Source organism: Evansella clarkii (assembly GCF_002019695.1).
Taxonomy (GTDB): Bacteria; Bacillota; Bacilli; order Bacillales; family Salisediminibacteriaceae; genus Evansella; species Evansella clarkii.
On sequence record NZ_KV917376.1, the window covers coordinates 2689342 to 2705946 of the forward strand.

Below are 16605 nucleotides of genomic sequence, written 5' to 3' on the forward strand. Positions count from 1 at the left end.
AAAATGAATTATTTAATCGATGAAAGCATTTTTTTGCATCTTGATGGCTTTTCCTGGAATGAAGGAAGACAAATATCGGTCCGGGAAGACAGAACGGCTGAATCAAATTCGCTAAGCAGTATAATAGCGGGCTACCAGGGGTCGGTTTTTCCACGTCCATTTAAATTCAGGAAATTAACCACACAAGAAGAGCTGCAGTATTTTACAGAGTATTTCAAAGAGCAGGCTGTTAAAGGTCCTGTAGTTTACATATACGATCCTGCAGTCACAGGGGCTGAGAAGCTGTTGAGAATCAGAAACTGGCTCCTTCCTGAATACAGGCTTATACCTGTGGCAGTACGGGAAGGCTTCCAGGCTATGGATGCTGTCAATATTACACAATATTTAGGAACTTTGGCTGCCGACCTTGGAGCGGAGAATATTACTTCAAAGGGGACAGCTGAGTATCTTAATAAGCATCTTTACAGTAGTAAAGCGTGGCTTATCATACCATATAAGAAAATTACAGTTTATGAGAAAAAAAGGAAGACAATGCAGAAAGACAAGCAATTTAAAACTTTTTATATACACGAGTACACACCAGAAACTGGCAGCTGGAAGGTGGCAGGAAAAGGAAAAATAAGTGACCTGTGCGAGGAAGTACTTAATAATAACAGGGATAATGATTTTGCTGCTGTATGCAAGGGGTGTGAACTTGAAAATAAGGCAAACGTTAAAAATTCAATTACAGTACCAAATAGTAATTTGCCTGTAAATGTTCCATTCGTACAGCTATTGCCCTTAAAAATGAACATTACAGAAGCACAGCAAGTAAAGAATTGTAGTTTAGCAGAATGATAACGGAGATGAAGAACCTATGATTGATGCGAAACGAAAAGCAATGATTTTTTTAACTATAGCATTTATTTTATCTGTTGTTACCAGTGTGCTCGTTCTGAACGAAGTAAGATCCGCGCAGGATTCTCTCGGGGAAAGAACGAGTGTAGCTGTCGCCGCTTCCAATATTCAGCCGTACTCTGAAATTAATGCTGATATGATTGAGTGGGTGGAAATTCCTCAGGCAGATGGCTTCACATCTTTTATAAGAGATTTAAGTGATGTACAGGACGCAGTTACTATTGTCCAGCTCAAGGAGGGAGACCTTCTCACACACAATATACTCCGTTCAGCAGCAGATATCCCCCAGGACCACAGAATCGTCTGGCTTAATGCTACTCCTAACGTAGTGATGGACCAGGCGGTTGCTGCTGGAGACACAGTGGATATCGTTGTTACATACACCTCTGAAGAAACAGATTTAACAACCACCCGTGTATTTGAGAATGTAGAAGTAATCCAGCGTGATCAGGGCAGTGAAGAGACTGCAAATATTAAAATATCCTTGCACATTAATGATGCAGAGCAGTTTATCCATTTTCAGAATACTGCTGATTCCATTCGTGTTCTTCTCGCTAACCAGATTCAGCAGACGGAAGATATACCAGCCGAGGAATCAGAATCTTCCGAACAGGAAGAGTCTGCTGAAGCAGACGAAGAAACTCCGGATGAAGAGAATAACAATGATAACAATGAAAACGATGAAAATAATGATAATAGCGATGAAGAAAACAATGATAATAACGATGAAGAAAAAGATGATGACGAAGACAATGAAGACAACGAAGATGAAGATGATGAAGGCGAGGATGAAGAATGATGAGTGCCATGCGTGCCCTGACAGTTATACCTGACAAAGAATTGGAGAACAAGCTGGAAGAGTCTCTTGAGCAGGCGTCTGTTACTGTTGTCAAAACAGATGAATGGAACGATGACTTAATCAGCCATCGGTACGATGTGGTATTCATAGATGAAAATATATTGAAAGAGCAAAGTAATCTGTGGAACGTTTCAGGAACATTTTTTATAGCTGTGGCAAGAGAAAGGTCATACGAGGCTTTGCGGTCTTATCTGAAACTTGGAATCTATGATGTTGTGGTCATTAATGAAGAAGAAGACAGATTGCAGGATTTAGTTAAACATATAAAAGATAAAATCGAGCACGGCGAAGCAGCAAGTGCAGCGAACGACGGAATGATGGATAAGGGAAAAGTTTGTGTTTTTTACAGTTCTAAAGGTGGGGCAGGAAAAACACTTCTTTCTGCAATGACTGCACAGTGCCTCCAGACGCAGCACGATAAAAAAGTCGTCCTCATTGACCTGAATGCCCAGTTCGGCGGTATCGAGGTTACATTCGGTCTGGATCATCCACGTTCCTATTATGATCTGAAGCCTGTGCTTCAGGAGCTTGCGATTCATCATATTAAAAATGTGGCTGTTACCCATGAAGAGACAGGCATTGATATCATACTCGGCCCATCTGTACCGGAACATGCGGAAGACATAGAGGACGAGCTGGTCTCCAGAATGCTGAGAGTATGTAAAGAACATTATGACTATGTCATTGTGGACATGCCGAGCGGCCTTTCCTCCCTTAGTTTTACAGGGCTTAATGAGGCTTCCCATATATATTATGTTTTGAATCCTGACAGTCTCAGTTTAAGAGTTTTGAAACATACTCTAACTTTGTTTGACAGATTTCAGCTTGGGAAAAAACAAGGGTTTTCCATCATACTTAACAGAACAGACGACAAAGACGAGATGACGGAAAAGGACGTCAGGAAGATCATTGATGCTCCCCTGGATGGTGTCATCCGGTCAGATTATTATGGTATCCAGCCAATGCTGAACATGGGAATACCATTTTTCCTCAGTAACGGTAAGAAAGCTAAATCCAAAGTTACGAAGGATGTTCAGCGCCTCGTCAGCAAAGTACTAGTTTAACCAATAAAAATGGATAGGTGATCAGCATGTCATCATGGATTCAAAAAGCAGGCATTAAACCTGGCACCGCCGTTTTATCCTCAGCCGGAGCCGAAAACATCCGGGACCAGGAGGTGGACCGCTGGGTACGGCATTATAAAAACAGGCTTATTAAAGAGGCTGACCTTGCTTCTATTACTGCACTGGAACCTATGGAAAGGAAACAGACAATTGAGCGGCTCATCTCCGCGATGATTGAAGAAGAGCGGGTTATCATTCCCTCTCAGGTAATGCAGGAAATCATTAAGCAGCTCATCAATGAATCTGTAGGCTACGGCCCACTGGAAGCTCTTCTTGAAGATGATGAGATTACGGAGATAATGGTCAACGGCCCGAAAGCGATTTTTATTGAGAAAAAAGGGCGCCTGGAAAAAACAAATGTCCGATTTAAAGATGAGAATCATATCCGGCATATTATTGACAGGATTATTGCTCCGATTGGGCGCAGAATTGATGAGAGTTCTCCAATGGTTGATGCCAGGCTTCATGATGGAAGCCGGGTAAATGCCGCTATTCCTCCTGTCAGCCTTGATGGGCCGGTAATATCTATCAGGAAATTTAAAAGAGACCCTTTTGCTATGGAAGATCTCATTCAGTTTGGTTCCTTCCACCCTGTGATGGGAGAGTTTCTGAAAGCATTGGTAAAAGCAAAATGTAACATTCTCGTTTCCGGAGGGACGGGCAGTGGAAAAACAACACTTTTAAATGTTCTCTCTTCAGCCATACCTCCCGGGGAAAGAATAGTCACGATAGAGGATATGGCAGAACTGCGGTTTAATTACGATAACCTCGTAAGAATGGAAGCGAGGCCTCCGAATATGGAGGGCACAGGCGAGATAGCTATTGGCCATCTCGTAAAGAATGCACTGCGGATGCGGCCTGACCGGATCATTGTCGGGGAAGTCAGGGGCACGGAAGCTCTTGATATGCTGCAGGCAATGAACACCGGGCATGAAGGGTCGTTAACTACGGTACACGCCAACTCGCCTAAAGATGCGCTGGGAAGGCTGGAAGCTATGGTAATTATGTCAGGTCTTCCTCTTTCTGTAGACGTGATTCGCGGATATTTTGTGGGAGCGCTGGATATTATTGTCCAGAGTGAAAGGCTAACAGACGGTAAACGCCGGCTCGTAAATATTTCTGAAATCACCGAGGATAACGGGAAAGTTTATCTGAAAGACATTTTTCGTTTTTCTAGAAAAGGAACAGATGAACTTGGAAGAGTACTGGGTGATTTTGAAGCGACTGGCTATATACCCGAGGCGTATCAAAAGATCAGATCCTTTGGATTAACACTTTCCGATGACATATTTAAGGAGGGGACGCTGGAATGAACCCTGCCGTTATTTCACTTAGCGCCACCTTCTTTGCTTTTTCCGTCTTCTTGTATTACTACGTAATGGGTAAGCAGGCAAAAAAATCTATTAAACGTGTTAACAGCTGGTTTCATACTGAGGAAGAGAAGAAGAGGAAAAGTTTCATCTACTTGTTTGGCGACCGGTTTGATTCCTCCGAGATTTCCGAGGCACTGAGAAAGAAGCTTATGCAGGCAAATCTGCCGATTAAAGCATCTGAATACGCTGCTGTATGTATTCTCATCTTTGCAGTGCTGTGGTTTGTTTGCCACTTTCTTCTGCAGCTGCTTTTTCCGCTGGACATGGTACTGGCTTATATCTTTGTCTGGGCAGGTTCGAAAATATACTTAAATTCCCGCAAAGATAAACGAGCCGCGGATTTCAACAAGCAGCTTCCGGAAATATGCAGGATGATGAGCAACACGGTTAAAGCAGGAATGACGCTTCACCAGGGGGTGGAGCTGGTAGCAAAGGAGCTGCCTGCGCCTGCAGGGGAAGAATTTAATGAATTAAATCAGGAGCTGAATCTGGGTGACAGCTTTGATGAGGCCATGGGCAGACTTTCTCAAAAAATTGCCAGTGAGGAACTGAAGATTTTTGTCAATACAATCTCGATTCAGAGAAGGGTTGGGGGAAATCTTGCTGAGGTGCTTAGTATTATGGCCGACACCCTTGAAGAAAGGGAGCGTGTCAATAAAGAAATTAACACACTAACTGCTGAAGCGAAGTATATTGCTTTTTTACTGCCCATCCTTCCGGTTTTCATGGTCATCATGATGAATGTGGTTATACCGGGTTTTCTTAATCCATTATTCACCCCGTTAGGCCTGATTCTTATTGTTATATTCGCTGCCCTTCAGTTATTTGCTTTTTTCCTGATAAAAAAGATAACAAGGATAAGGGTGTAGCCTATGAGTGAGAATTTTATAACGTTTATTACTTTATTAGTTGGCATTATCCTTCTCTTCCTTCTGGCCGCGTTTATTTATATCTGGCTTTATGTGGCAAAGAAACAGAAGCTCGTGGAATATGCAGGTGAAGGAGAAGAAAAGAAAAAAACAAAAGTTTCCCTGAAAGAAAGGGTTGGCAGGCTGTTAATCAGAGGGGGTGAATATGTAGGGCCCACTGCAGTTAAATACCCGATGTTTGAGAACAGGGAACAAGATGAAAAACTTCTTGCTTATGCTGGATATCCAATGGGAATGAAACTGGAAACTTTTTACGGACTCAGATATCTCCTTGGTTTTGGAAGTTTAATAGTTTTCTGGCCATACCAGCTAATGGGTTTGCCGTTTGGTTTTCTTCTATTAGTAGTAATGCCTTTCGCAGGATTTCTCTTCCCTAATGTATGGATTCGCATGAAGGCGAAAGATCGGCAGGAAATCATTAGCGTCAGTATGCCGGATTTCATGGATATTGTAAGCATTTCTTTAAGAGCCGGTGCTTCACTGGATGGAGCGTTAAGGCAGGTTTCAGAAAAAATGGATGGTCCCTTAAGCGAAGAGATCAGCAGATTCACGAGAGAGACAAGCCTTGGTGTACCGAGAAGAATCGCTTTTCAGGAGCTGCTGGAAAGGAATTCATCAAAAGAGCTTGAAAATCTTGTGACCTCTCTTTTGCAGGGAGAAGAGCTTGGTGTACCGATTGCACAGACGTTCAACGTGCAGGCTAGTGACCTGAGGCAGTCCAGAGGTTTCAGAGCAAAGGAAAAAGCGGCGAAAGCGAGCCCTCAGATTACCCTTGTGACAACTTTTTTTGTTGCTCCTAGTGTCTTACTCCTCATAGTAGGGATGATGGCGCTGAATCTTATTTACAACCCTGGGGCGTTTGGGCTTGATATATTATTCCGTTAACAAACTGGGCTGAAGCCAGCAAACAGGCATGTTGTTAATAATTAACTTCAAATATTATATTCTTTTAAAGGAGAGATTCAAAATGATGGAAAAAATTTATGGAAAAATTACTGAAACATTGAGTGGAACCCAGGAACAGTTCAAAAAGACGATGGAAGAGGAAAAGGGTGCCTTATCTCTGGAGTGGGTTGCGATCGGACTGCTTGTAATCGTGTTTGTCACTGCAATTATCTCTGTCCTAGGGGACGACCAGCAGATTGGCGGGAAAATTATCGAAGTTATAACAGGATTCCTGGACAACCTGAATGCATCATAATTCTGGGCGGGGGGAGTCTTTCCTGGCTTACGAAAGACTCCCGCTGTACTGTAACTAGTAGACTATATCGAGGTGGGTCCGATGAGAAAAATCATTAAACGGTATACAGGGAATGAAAAAGGCTCACAGACTATCGAGTTTGTGGCAATTTTTCCTCTTTTAATATTTGCTATTTTCTTTGTATGGCAGGTATCGCTTGTTGCTTACGCCCTTGTGGTCACGGAAGCTGCAGCAAGGGACGGTGCCAGGGCAGCAGCAGTGGAGGGGGATTATGTGCAGGCAGTAGAAAATTCCGCGGTTGGACTTCAACTCGCCGGCACTCCTACCCGGAGTATTGGCTCTTCCGGTTACGGAGAGGAAGTCACTGTTACTGTAGTGACAAAGGTGCCATTCATCCAGATGCCAATATTGAATAATCTAGATCAAAATATTACAAGGTCTGTCACTATGCCCTACGAAGGGGAGAGTGACTGACTGGACTCTTCCAGGTGCTGATAAGGAGAGGGTGCAGGTGCTGAGGCTGAAAAATGAAGATGGAAGTACGACCACTTTTGTTTTGTTTATATTAATTGGCGCGATTTTTTTAAGTTTCGTGTTTTTGGATTTTTTCTCTACTTTTGCAAATAAGCGGATCAGCCAGTCAGGTGCAGATGCAGGGGCCCTTGCGGCTGCAAGGGAAGCGAAATTAGCCTATGAAGAGGAACTGCGTATAGAAATACTCGATGAGCTGGGTAATCTTGAGGAAGAAATTGATGAAGAATTGGAAAGGCGAATTGAGGAATTGCTGGAGCAAAATGAAGAAGATGAAAATGAGGATGAAGAAGCAGAAGAAATAGAAATTGATGAAGATGAAATCAGGGAAGAGATTATTTCGGATTGGGGAATTCCAGATTCTATTGTTGAAAGGCTCGAGAACCATTCAGCAGAACTGGAGTTTGAGGAAGCGGCAGCCTTCTTTTTTCATAATGATGATGTTATTATCACCCAAATCATGTGCCGAGGAATTAATAACAGATGGAATGATATTGACAGTGCCGCGAAATATTATGCAGAAAAAAACGGTGCTGTAAATGACGCTGAAGATGATATTGTCGTTAGATTTCCTTATAACGATGAATTTAAAATACAGGTATACACCAAGAGGAACCCGACCTATATCACCGTAGACAGTGGAAATCTGGAAAACAACAATGTTTATGCCCAGGCAGCTTCTTCTGTATCACTGCTTGATGGATTTGATTTCGTAGTCAGCGCATGCCACTGATAACGAAATAATTGAAAATGACTCAAGTGAAGGTTGGGTGACTCATATGTATGTAAGTAATCAAATGATGAAAAAAATAAATTTTTGTTCCGTTATATTATTTTGTATCAGTATAATTTTTATTACACTTGGAAGCACTGTGCCTGCACAGGCAGACGACGATTTCGGCATTATCTTCCCGGAAAGCAAATCAAGGCTGGTGGATACGGATATAGAAGATGAGTCAGGTTCGTGGGGACCGGACGGACCAGGGGGATTCTTCCCTGGAGGAATAGATAATGTTAACCCGCCTGGCACTCCTGACCCCGATGCGGGAGATCCCGGTTCGGGCCACCCTGGGCATTCAGGCGATCCTAATCATCCGGATTATGACGACCGAAGCTTCTGGGAAAGGCTCCGTGATTTCGGTAGAGATCTTTGGGACGGGGCTGTAGAGGCGGGAAGAGATTTAGGAGAGCTTGCAAGCGATACCTGGGATTATATAACTGACCCTGACGGCCTCCGGGCAGATGCAGCTTCCTTCGGCGAATGGCTGCTGGATGGATTTGTTGATACCATGAGTTCGGTTGGGGAATGGTTTGGTGATGCATGGGATGGTTTTAATAATTGGCTGTCGTCAGTTGGTGGATTCTTCTCAAACGCATGGGAAGCATACTCAAATTGGGTAAATGAGAACCTAACTCTGGTGCATTGGATAATTACAGGGGGTCTGGTGATTATTGGGGCGATTGTTTTTATAATTGCTGCTCCGATAACTACAATTACTGGTCTGATTATCGGGGCTGGCCTTCTTGCTGTATCAGCTATTTCCGGTATCATTTATGCAGCAAAGTATGCAGGTACTGAAAACTTCAGCATATGGAATGCTGCTTTATGGGTTGGCCTGCCATTGCTTGGCTTCGGTGGAGTTAAGCTTTTCGCAGGCGGACTGTTAACCAGAGGCCTGGCAAGTGCTGGAGGAATAATGGGAAAGGCTTTTGTAATACCTGCCTTCGTTGATATGGGATTCAACTTATTTTTTAATTTAGATAGTATGACATTTGGTGAAATACTCTTTAGTGCAGCTACTACTGGTTTAATGGGAATGTTTACTCTTGGATTAGGGAAGGCAGTTTTAGCAATGCCCACTATTAGAAAAAAAGTAGGCACTCTCCTGTTTGGGGGTGTTCTTGGAGGCAGTGGCAACTTCATACTTAGTGACTATATGGGTGAAGCAGGTCTTAGTGATTTCCTAACTGGAGCTGCCTTTACGATGGCATTCTCTTTAATTGTTGCTAAATATATACCTAAGGAACGACAGGAAGGTGCGTATGAGTATCTAATTGAAGGAGCACAAAAGGGTATAACGGAATTTTACAACAAGGTGAAAAGCTGGTTTGAAAAACCACCGGAAGACAAAAAAGCTATACAAGAAAACACTCATAAATTTCAACAGGAAAATAATTTCGAAAATAAATATTATGGACCTTAGGAGGAACGTCATATTTTGAGTAATAAAAAATGGAACTACTTAACTATTGGCAGTATACTATACGTTATTATTGTAGGATTTAGTATTAAGTTTTTATATGATAATGACTCTACCAGGCATATAGGGGCTCTTTTTGTATCTGACTGGGGACTTCCGCGTATTATTTATGGCATTACAATATTAATTGCAATATATTTAGTTATGCTGAGGGTGGTAAGAGATTCCGAACCGAATAAGCAAGTAACTAGAAAAACTTTTGTAAAGGCGGTTTTTGCAACTATTGGAATGTTCCTGTTCGTAATGGGAGCTCAGTCACTGAGATCATAGGTTTAAAAACTTGAGCAAGGAGTGTGCAATATGAATGCATTATCATCCCGAGACCAAACAGATGTTACTGGGAAACAGAAAAGTAAATGGGATATTCCTGCCAAACTGCTTGTACTGAGTCCCCTATCCTTTATTTATCTTAACATTCAGCTTAGAAAAAGGAAGTACAAGGTATTTGCCATATTATATGCGATACCTTTATTTCTATTTTTTTCGATGCTTCTATTATCTCCAACAGTTAACCACGATGGTTTCTCTGCTTTATTAATTTTGACAGGGATCAGTTGGTTTTTTAGCAGCCTAGTCTCATTTTTTCATGTTTCCAGGGTGAAGCATGAATTTGGTGAGGAAATTAATAAGGCAGCTTCGAAACGAAAAGTGGAGCTGGTTAAAAAGTATTTTTCAGACGATGAAGAAGTTATCAGAAATTGGATCATGTCAGCTAAGGTATCCCATTATAAAGACAAACGCCTTGGGCGGATTTGGTACATCACTATTAATAGTCTTTTAGCTTTTCTGGTTTTCTTCTTTTTTACTCACCCTTACTATTATTTTTTCCTGGCAATGAATACACGGTCCAAAGAATATTTTAAAATTGGCATTAATAGGTTGGCAATTAAGATTTTCCTTGTAATTGGGGCAGTACTGGCTGTCAGTGTTCAGAATATGCTTCTTGGCATCTTTATAGCTGTATCGGCTTTCTTTTTTATTTATAACTGGATGGCTGCTGTTGTACATTATCTTACTTTACGAAAAGAAATCATGCTGAAAATATCCATGATCATGGTACTTAACTCACGAGGGATTTATATTAATGATTTTGACCGCAAATATCATTCCTTTTACCCCAATATCAAGTATCCGGAGATCAGGGATGATGTTTAGTTTCTCGAAAATAAAGAGAATTGGTGATCATATATTATGTCTAATAAAGGGTGGAACCAGCTAACGCTAGTTAGCAGTTTTTATGTGATTCTGAGCATTTCAATTCTGAAGCTGTTGCATGATAATCAATCTACAAGATATTTAGCTGACCCGATTATTGGAGAATGGGGCATTCCTAAAATTATATTTGGGATCACCTTATTAGCAGCACTTTATTTTATTATGCTAAGAACCACAAGAGACACAGAACCGGATAAGAAAGTAACCAGAAAAACCTTCTTAAAAGCAGGGGTAGCTACAATTGGCATGTTCCTGTTTGTCATGGCAGCACAATCGTTAAGGTCATAATTAGCTTTGAAATATTCCTATAAGGTGCTAATAATAAGGGATTTTTAGGATCGGACGGTGAGGAGATGTCTGACAAAGCATGGGGAAGATTACAGGCAATAGTCATTGCCTTTATGATTATATTTGGATTATCTTTTATTTGGTATATGGAAAATAACGAAGAAAAGGCTTCAGCAATCCTTTTGAATAATACATGGCTTATCTTCCTAATAATCGGCCTAATTATTATCATGCTCTTTTTAATGGTCTTTGCTGGGGTTAGAAGACAAATGGGAGAAGTTAATAAGAAAACATTTTTAGTAAGTTTTCTTATCTTACTTGGTTTTAGCTTTTTCTTTGCAATTACACGCCTGTAACATTGGAGAAAATTCTTATAGGGACGACTTATGTTTTGAGAAGGATAGCTTAAATTAGCGATGCAAACTAACCTTGGCAAGGAGGGAAATAGTGAGAAGAAGTGATGGTAAATTATCTAAGAATAGTACGGCAAAGGGAGGCAGTTTTACTAAGTTTCCCGACATCATCAAAGATAAAGCCACACTTGTTTTGCAGTAAGTTTATGGTTATGACCGATAATAAATGGAATGTTCTAACGCTTGTATGCGCGTTGTATATACTTATTGGCACGTTAGGAATGAAATTAGTATACGATAATGAAAATACACGTCATATTGCAACACCCTTCCTAGAAGGCTGGGGGATTGGAAAGATAGTATATTATTCAACGTTAATGGGTGCTATGTATTTAATAATATTAAGAACTACGAGAGATTCAGAGCCGAAAAAACAAGTTACCAGAAAAACATTTATAAAAGCGGCTTTTGCAACAGCAGGCGTGTTTTTATTTGTACTGGCAGCCTAGGCAATAAGATCATAAACTTTTGATTATGGTAAAAGAGGGATATTTATGAATACAGGTTTGTTACGCGAGGAGAACAAAACATTGAGCAGTGAATATAAGAGATGGACTATTCCTGCACTTTTACTATTCTTTAACCCACTCACATTTATGTATTTAGGTGTGCAGCTAAAGAAGAAACGGTTTATGTTTTATGCGTTGTTTTATTCAATCCCTCTATTTTTATTTCCTGTATTTTTTATTAATGGGGCACTTGCGGGGCAGATGCAGCCAGTCATCATTCTTCTGATAATTACATGTTTGCTTAGTACTTTTATTGCTTTAATACATACCTTCAGTTTAAAACGTAAATATAGTAAATTACTGAAGCAAACAATTCATCACCGACGAGTTGAAATGATTAAAAACATCTACTCAAAAGACGAGTCTGTAATTAGATCCTGGCTGGATCGTTCCAGGCCAAGTTATTTTGCTGATGAAAAGGCCGGAGACAGATGGTATAAAATGATTGTTTTAGCGCTGAGCATAGCAGCTTTCATTCCATTTTTGTTTGCATTTTATTATTTTGCGCTTGCCTTGTTAACGAGATCCGGAAAGTACTTGAAGTATTTTCTTACCGCAGGCGCGCTTAAATTGTTTGCCCTGGCACTATTGCCTTTGACATTTGCAGCAGGAGGAATTGCACTTATTCCCGTACTTCTTTTTGTAATCTACCTTCTACTATTCTTCTGGCTTTTCAGCATTGTTCATCTCCTGGCATTAAAAAAAGACATAGTATTATCAGCCTCTTTAATTATCGTACTTAATTCTAAAGGGGTTTATATGAATAAGTTTGACAAAGGTTTCAATAAAGTATTACATCGTGCAGATCTTCCCCGTCTCCCTGATATAAGGCATGATATTTGAGATGTTCTTTTGTGTTGAGGAGGTGCAAGCAAGATTAGCAATAAAAAATGGAACTACTTAACTATTGGCAGTGTATTATACATTCTTATTATCGGCAGTACAGCAAAACTTCTCTATGATAACGAAAGCACGAGACATATTGGAGCCCACTTTGCATCAGGATGGGGACTTCCCCGCACATTATTCGTGGCAACTATATTAACCGCGGTGTATCTTATTATACTCAGGGTTGTAAGAGATGCTGAACCGAATAAGCAGGTAACTAGAAAAACTTTTGTAAAGGCGGTTTTTGCAACTATCGGCATGTTCCTGTTTGTAATGGGTGCTCAGTCGCTGAGATCATAGGTTTCTAAATATGGTCAAGGAGGGTTCAAGGTGTACGTACTGTCATGCCGGAACAAAACAAATGTAACTTATGAACAGAAAAGTAAAATTGTTATTTATGTTAAAAACTAATAAATAGCGGTATTTTTAAGACCGGGTGGTGAAGCCATGTCTGACAAATTATGGGGGCGAATCCAGGCAATAGTCATGACCTTTGTAATTATACTAGTATTGTCATTTACATGGTTTATGGAAAATAACCAAGAAAAAGGTACGGAATTCCTCCTTAATAATACTTGGGTATTAATTTTAGTGATGTCATTATTGGTTGTGATGGGTTTCTTAATAATATTCGCCGGAATCAGAAGACAAATGGGAGAAGTTAATAAGAAAACATTTTTAGTAAGTTTTCTTATCTTACTTGGGTTTAGCATTTTCTTTGCCATTACACGGCTATAGCCATTAGAAAGTCCATAAAGGGATTTAAGAGTTTGAGGGTGCCGATGGCCTAGAGATAAATACTATGGTCCATGGGGGGAATAATTTTGAATAATAAAAAATGGAATTACTTAACGGTAGGTAGTGTTTTATATATCCTCGTAATCGGCCTAACTCCTAAAATACTTTATGATAACGAAAGCACTAGACACTTGGGGGAGCACTTTGCTTCGGGTTGGGGCTTTCCTCGTACTGTATATTTATTAACTTTATTAACCGCGGGATATTTACTTATATTAAGAGTAATAAGAGATGCTGAACCGAATAAACAAGTAAGTAGGAAAACTTTTATAAAGGCGGTTTTCGCAACTATTGGCATGTTCCTGTTTGTAATGGCTGCACAATCGTTAAGGTCCTAATTAGCTTTGTAGTATCATATTAGCGCTAATAAAAAGGGACTTTTTTAGAATCGGACGGTGAGGAGATGTCTGACAGAGCATGGTGGAGATTACAGGCAATAATCGGTGCTTTTATAGTGATATTCGGATTATCAATTACATGGTATATGGAAAATAATGAAGAAAAAGGTGTGGCATTCTTTTTAAATAATACGTGGCTGATTTATCTCATAATTAGTATTATGATAATCATGCTTTTTTTGATAATTTTTGCCGGAGTTAGAAGATACATGGGAGAGGTTAATAGAAGAACCTTTTTAATAAGTTTTCTCATTCTGCTTGGGTTTAGCTTTTTCTTTTCAATTACACGGCTGTAATTATGGAGGAAAACCGTATAGTAAGCACACTTGTTCTGCAGTAAGTTTCTGACTATGACTGATAAGGAATGGAAGCCCCTTACATAAATATTATATTGTACTTTGCAAATAGGATCGTTTGAAATGAAATTAGTTTACCAGAATTAAAATACCCATCATATTGCCACACCGTTCCTAGAAGGTTGAGAGAATAAAAAGAAAATTTTTTATTTACTTTCACTGGCAATATTACCAGAATTGATGAAGGAGAAGATAATGAGAAAGAAGACTTGGTTAGTTATACAACTCACTTCTATGCTTCTACTTTTTGGGGGATGCCTTTCCATTGTGTATTTCTCGAATGAACACGCTTCATTCTTTAGAGAAACTCTGTTACAAAATCATTTTCTGGTAACGTTCCTACTATTAATTTTTTTAGGGATGGGATACCTCATTATAATAGCAGAAGTTAAGATTAGAACTGGTAAGATCACAAAAATGAGCAGTTTAATTACAATTGGAGTCCTTTGTATTTTTTTCTTGATAGCTTATCTCAGTGACTGATATGGTCTATATTACAAAGGAAACGGTTCCTCTAATTGAAAAATTATAATTATTTAATGGCTCCCTATATTGAGGAGGTGTAAGCAAAATTACCAATAAAAAATGGAACTATATAACAATCATAAGTTTTATGTATATTCTCGTTTCAGGCGTAACCATAAAACTATTATTTGATAATGAAACAACTAATCGTCTGGTAGAGCCATTAGTCATTGGATGGGGGCTTCCGCGGATATTATATATAATCACAATTTGGATTTGTGCTTATATCTTAATGTTGAGATTAACCAGGGATATGGAGCAGAATAAGAGAGCAGGACCCAAAACTTTTGTGAAAGCCGTATTTGTTACAGTGGCAATGGTCTTATTTGTAATGGGAGCTCAAGCGCTGAGGTCTTAAAATTTAAGTGATTAGTCAAATAATAAAAGAGAAAGAATATAAAGGAAGCGTCTAAGAATCAATATGCTAATTTAAAACATAAAATTTATATTATGGTCATAGGGAAACAATATGAGTGACAAACAATGGAATATAGCGACACTTATTAGTGTGCTTTATATATTTGTGGGTGGAAGTATTATAAAGCTCATGTACGATAATTTAAACATAAGATATCTGGTAGAACCTATTTTAGTAGAATGGGGCGTGTATATCGGATAATATTTGGTTTGACACTATTATCTGCCATTTATTTTATAATTTTAAGGACCACACGAGATACTGAAGAAAACAAAAAAGTTACCAGAAAAACATTTATAAAAGCGGCTTTTGCAACAGCAGGCGTGTTTTTATTCGTACTGGCAGCACAATCGGTAAAGTCATAATTAGCTTTGAAATATTCCTATTAGGTGCTAATAATAAGGGATTTTTAGGATCGGACGGTGAGGAGATGTCTGACAAAGCATGGGGGAGAATACAGGCAATAGTAATTGCCTTTATAATTATATTCGGATTATCATTTACATGGTTTATGGAAAATAACGAAGAAAAAGCTTCAGCAATCCTTTTGAATAATACATGGCTTATCTTCCTGATAGTCGGCTTAATGATCATCATGGCATTTTTGATAATCTTTGCCGGAGTTAGAAGGCAAATGGGAGAAGTTAATAAGAAAACATTTTTAGTAAGTTTTCTCATCTTACTTGGCGTTAGCTTTTTCTTTTCAATTACACGGTTGTAGCGAGCATATTATACACATTACCAAAGTGTCTTAACTAAGACTGGCAAGGAGAGAAGCTATATATATATTGCACATAAATAGAAGTGGGTTTATTACTTTTATTACTTTCCACTCAACTTTATTCAGATTTAAGGAGAATGTGAATGACAAAAAAGGCCTGGTTAGTTTTACAACTCACTTCTATGTTTCTGCTTATCGGGGGAGGCTTTTCACTTGCGTATTTCTCTAATGAATATCCAGTGTTATTTAGGCAGACTCTGCTGCAAAATCACTTATTGGTAGTGTTTTTGATATTTATCCTTTTAGGACTGGGTTATATTATGGTAATAGCAGAAGTTAGGATTAGGACTGGCAAAATCACAAAAACGAGCAGTGTAATAACTATCGGTGTTCTGTGTTTGATTTTCTTGTTAGCTTATACAAGTAATTAATTTTGACAGGTAATCACGAAGGATTGGTTATCTGTACTCTATGTCTATCTTTGATAAGGCATAATTTTAGATGAACTTATCTGTGGTAAAAAACTATAAGGGAAGTGAGCAGGTGGTTCCATTCACATATATAACCAGCAAAGGGAGAAGGATATGACAAAGAAGACCTGGTTAATTTTACAAATTGCTTCTATGATTATATTGATCACAGGTGGCATTTCATTTATATATTTTGGCAATCAATACATGGATGAATTTGGAGAAGTTCTGTATGGTAATTATATGTTAGTAGCACTGATGATAATAATCGGGATAGGTTTAGCTTTTATCATGATCATAGCCGAAGTCAGACGCAGGACAGGGAAAATAACAAAAGAAAGCAGTTTACTGACCCTCGGTTTATTATGTTTTTTAGTGTTTTTAGCGTATTTAAGCGTGTAGCTAAACCATACTTCTTTGCGAAAAATAAA

General features: G+C 39.2%; 22 protein-coding genes. All 22 read left to right on the forward strand.

Going from position 1 to position 16605, the window contains the following annotated elements:
• The first annotated feature begins 3 nt into the window (after positions 1-3).
• Positions 4-837, forward strand: coding sequence for a hypothetical protein (locus BK582_RS12350; protein ID WP_078595331.1), 834 nt, complete (start codon positions 4-6; stop codon positions 835-837).
• Between the two features lie 19 nt (positions 838-856).
• Positions 857-1696 (forward strand): SAF domain-containing protein, encoded by an 840-nt coding sequence (locus BK582_RS12355; protein WP_078595332.1) that lies wholly within the window; start codon positions 857-859, stop codon positions 1694-1696.
• Positions 1693-2820 carry a CpaE/TadZ family protein gene (locus BK582_RS12360; protein ID WP_078595333.1) on the forward strand — a complete coding sequence of 376 codons (1128 nt, stop codon included), beginning with the start codon at positions 1693-1695 and terminating at the stop codon, positions 2818-2820. The genes BK582_RS12355 and BK582_RS12360 overlap by 4 nt, the downstream gene beginning before the upstream one ends.
• A 26-nt stretch (positions 2821-2846) precedes the next feature.
• Positions 2847-4193, forward strand: coding sequence for a TadA family conjugal transfer-associated ATPase (locus BK582_RS12365; protein ID WP_078595334.1), 1347 nt, complete (start codon positions 2847-2849; stop codon positions 4191-4193).
• Positions 4190-5122: a type II secretion system F family protein gene (locus tag BK582_RS12370; protein ID WP_078595335.1), complete on the forward strand. Its 933-nt coding sequence runs from the start codon at positions 4190-4192 to the stop codon at positions 5120-5122. The genes BK582_RS12365 and BK582_RS12370 overlap by 4 nt, the downstream gene beginning before the upstream one ends.
• Before the next feature lie 3 nt (positions 5123-5125).
• Positions 5126-6067 (forward strand): type II secretion system F family protein, encoded by a 942-nt coding sequence (locus BK582_RS12375; RefSeq protein ID WP_078595336.1) that lies wholly within the window; start codon positions 5126-5128, stop codon positions 6065-6067.
• 82 nt (positions 6068-6149) lie between these two features.
• Positions 6150-6383: a hypothetical protein gene (locus BK582_RS12380; RefSeq protein ID WP_078595337.1), complete on the forward strand. Its 234-nt coding sequence runs from the start codon at positions 6150-6152 to the stop codon at positions 6381-6383.
• Positions 6384-6464: 81 nt separating this feature from the next.
• Complete coding sequence (locus BK582_RS12385) at positions 6465-6857, forward strand: TadE/TadG family type IV pilus assembly protein (RefSeq protein ID WP_078595338.1); 393 nt, start codon at positions 6465-6467, stop codon at positions 6855-6857.
• The gene (locus BK582_RS12390) at positions 6850-7647 is read left to right on the forward strand and encodes a pilus assembly protein TadG-related protein (protein WP_078595339.1); all 798 of its coding nucleotides are present in this window, start codon (positions 6850-6852) and stop codon (positions 7645-7647) included. The genes BK582_RS12385 and BK582_RS12390 overlap by 8 nt, the downstream gene beginning before the upstream one ends.
• A gap of 46 nt (positions 7648-7693) precedes the next feature.
• A complete protein-coding gene (locus tag BK582_RS12395; protein ID WP_078595340.1) occupies positions 7694-9118 on the forward strand; it encodes a hypothetical protein in 1425 nt (474 codons plus the stop codon).
• Between the two features lie 15 nt (positions 9119-9133).
• Entirely contained in the window at positions 9134-9445 is a 312-nt protein-coding gene (locus BK582_RS12400) for a hypothetical protein (RefSeq protein ID WP_078595341.1), read from the forward strand.
• A 30-nt stretch (positions 9446-9475) separates the two neighbouring features.
• On the forward strand, positions 9476-10330 hold the full coding sequence (locus BK582_RS12405) for a hypothetical protein (protein WP_078595342.1): 855 nt from the start codon (positions 9476-9478) through the stop codon (positions 10328-10330).
• A 36-nt stretch (positions 10331-10366) separates the two neighbouring features.
• The gene (locus BK582_RS12410; RefSeq protein WP_078595343.1) at positions 10367-10678 is read left to right on the forward strand and encodes a hypothetical protein; all 312 of its coding nucleotides are present in this window, start codon (positions 10367-10369) and stop codon (positions 10676-10678) included.
• Between the two features lie 65 nt (positions 10679-10743).
• Complete coding sequence (locus BK582_RS12415) at positions 10744-11034, forward strand: hypothetical protein (protein ID WP_078595344.1); 291 nt, start codon at positions 10744-10746, stop codon at positions 11032-11034.
• A 203-nt stretch (positions 11035-11237) separates the two neighbouring features.
• Positions 11238-11540 (forward strand): hypothetical protein, encoded by a 303-nt coding sequence (locus BK582_RS12420; protein ID WP_139368242.1) that lies wholly within the window; start codon positions 11238-11240, stop codon positions 11538-11540.
• Between the two features lie 45 nt (positions 11541-11585).
• Positions 11586-12443: a hypothetical protein gene (locus BK582_RS12425; protein ID WP_078595346.1), complete on the forward strand. Its 858-nt coding sequence runs from the start codon at positions 11586-11588 to the stop codon at positions 12441-12443.
• A 186-nt stretch (positions 12444-12629) separates the two neighbouring features.
• Positions 12630-12788, forward strand: a complete 159-nt coding sequence (locus BK582_RS26990; protein ID WP_169910989.1) for a hypothetical protein — start codon at positions 12630-12632, stop codon at positions 12786-12788.
• A gap of 147 nt (positions 12789-12935) precedes the next feature.
• Positions 12936-13226: a hypothetical protein gene (locus BK582_RS12430; RefSeq protein WP_078595347.1), complete on the forward strand. Its 291-nt coding sequence runs from the start codon at positions 12936-12938 to the stop codon at positions 13224-13226.
• Between the two features lie 86 nt (positions 13227-13312).
• Entirely contained in the window at positions 13313-13624 is a 312-nt protein-coding gene (locus BK582_RS12435; protein WP_078595348.1) for a hypothetical protein, read from the forward strand.
• A gap of 65 nt (positions 13625-13689) precedes the next feature.
• Positions 13690-13980 (forward strand): hypothetical protein, encoded by a 291-nt coding sequence (locus BK582_RS12440; RefSeq protein WP_078595349.1) that lies wholly within the window; start codon positions 13690-13692, stop codon positions 13978-13980.
• Between the two features lie 1433 nt (positions 13981-15413).
• The gene (locus tag BK582_RS12450; RefSeq protein WP_078595351.1) at positions 15414-15704 is read left to right on the forward strand and encodes a hypothetical protein; all 291 of its coding nucleotides are present in this window, start codon (positions 15414-15416) and stop codon (positions 15702-15704) included.
• A 584-nt stretch (positions 15705-16288) separates the two neighbouring features.
• On the forward strand, positions 16289-16576 hold the full coding sequence (locus tag BK582_RS12460; RefSeq protein WP_078595353.1) for a hypothetical protein: 288 nt from the start codon (positions 16289-16291) through the stop codon (positions 16574-16576).
• Positions 16577-16605 lie beyond the last annotated feature (29 nt).

Bases quoted from the DNA above. Each gene is read 5' to 3' on its own strand.
- BK582_RS12350 (WP_078595331.1), top strand. From the start codon at position 4: ATGAATTATTTAATCGATGAAAGCATTTTTTTGCATCTTGATGGCTTT.
- BK582_RS12355 (WP_078595332.1), top strand. From the start codon at position 857: ATGATTGATGCGAAACGAAAAGCAATGATTTTTTTAACTATAGCATTT.
- BK582_RS12360 (WP_078595333.1), top strand. From the start codon at position 1,693: ATGATGAGTGCCATGCGTGCCCTGACAGTTATACCTGACAAAGAATTG.
- BK582_RS12365 (WP_078595334.1), top strand. From the start codon at position 2,847: ATGTCATCATGGATTCAAAAAGCAGGCATTAAACCTGGCACCGCCGTT.
- BK582_RS12370 (WP_078595335.1), top strand. From the start codon at position 4,190: ATGAACCCTGCCGTTATTTCACTTAGCGCCACCTTCTTTGCTTTTTCC.
- BK582_RS12375 (WP_078595336.1), top strand. From the start codon at position 5,126: ATGAGTGAGAATTTTATAACGTTTATTACTTTATTAGTTGGCATTATC.
- BK582_RS12380 (WP_078595337.1), top strand. From the start codon at position 6,150: ATGATGGAAAAAATTTATGGAAAAATTACTGAAACATTGAGTGGAACC.
- BK582_RS12385 (WP_078595338.1), top strand. From the start codon at position 6,465: ATGAGAAAAATCATTAAACGGTATACAGGGAATGAAAAAGGCTCACAG.
- BK582_RS12395 (WP_078595340.1), top strand. From the start codon at position 7,694: ATGTATGTAAGTAATCAAATGATGAAAAAAATAAATTTTTGTTCCGTT.
- BK582_RS12405 (WP_078595342.1), top strand. From the start codon at position 9,476: ATGAATGCATTATCATCCCGAGACCAAACAGATGTTACTGGGAAACAG.
- BK582_RS12410 (WP_078595343.1), top strand. From the start codon at position 10,367: ATGTCTAATAAAGGGTGGAACCAGCTAACGCTAGTTAGCAGTTTTTAT.
- BK582_RS12415 (WP_078595344.1), top strand. From the start codon at position 10,744: ATGTCTGACAAAGCATGGGGAAGATTACAGGCAATAGTCATTGCCTTT.
- BK582_RS12420 (WP_139368242.1), top strand. From the start codon at position 11,238: ATGGTTATGACCGATAATAAATGGAATGTTCTAACGCTTGTATGCGCG.
- BK582_RS12425 (WP_078595346.1), top strand. From the start codon at position 11,586: ATGAATACAGGTTTGTTACGCGAGGAGAACAAAACATTGAGCAGTGAA.
- BK582_RS12430 (WP_078595347.1), top strand. From the start codon at position 12,936: ATGTCTGACAAATTATGGGGGCGAATCCAGGCAATAGTCATGACCTTT.
- BK582_RS12440 (WP_078595349.1), top strand. From the start codon at position 13,690: ATGTCTGACAGAGCATGGTGGAGATTACAGGCAATAATCGGTGCTTTT.
- BK582_RS12450 (WP_078595351.1), top strand. From the start codon at position 15,414: ATGTCTGACAAAGCATGGGGGAGAATACAGGCAATAGTAATTGCCTTT.
- BK582_RS12460 (WP_078595353.1), top strand. From the start codon at position 16,289: ATGACAAAGAAGACCTGGTTAATTTTACAAATTGCTTCTATGATTATA.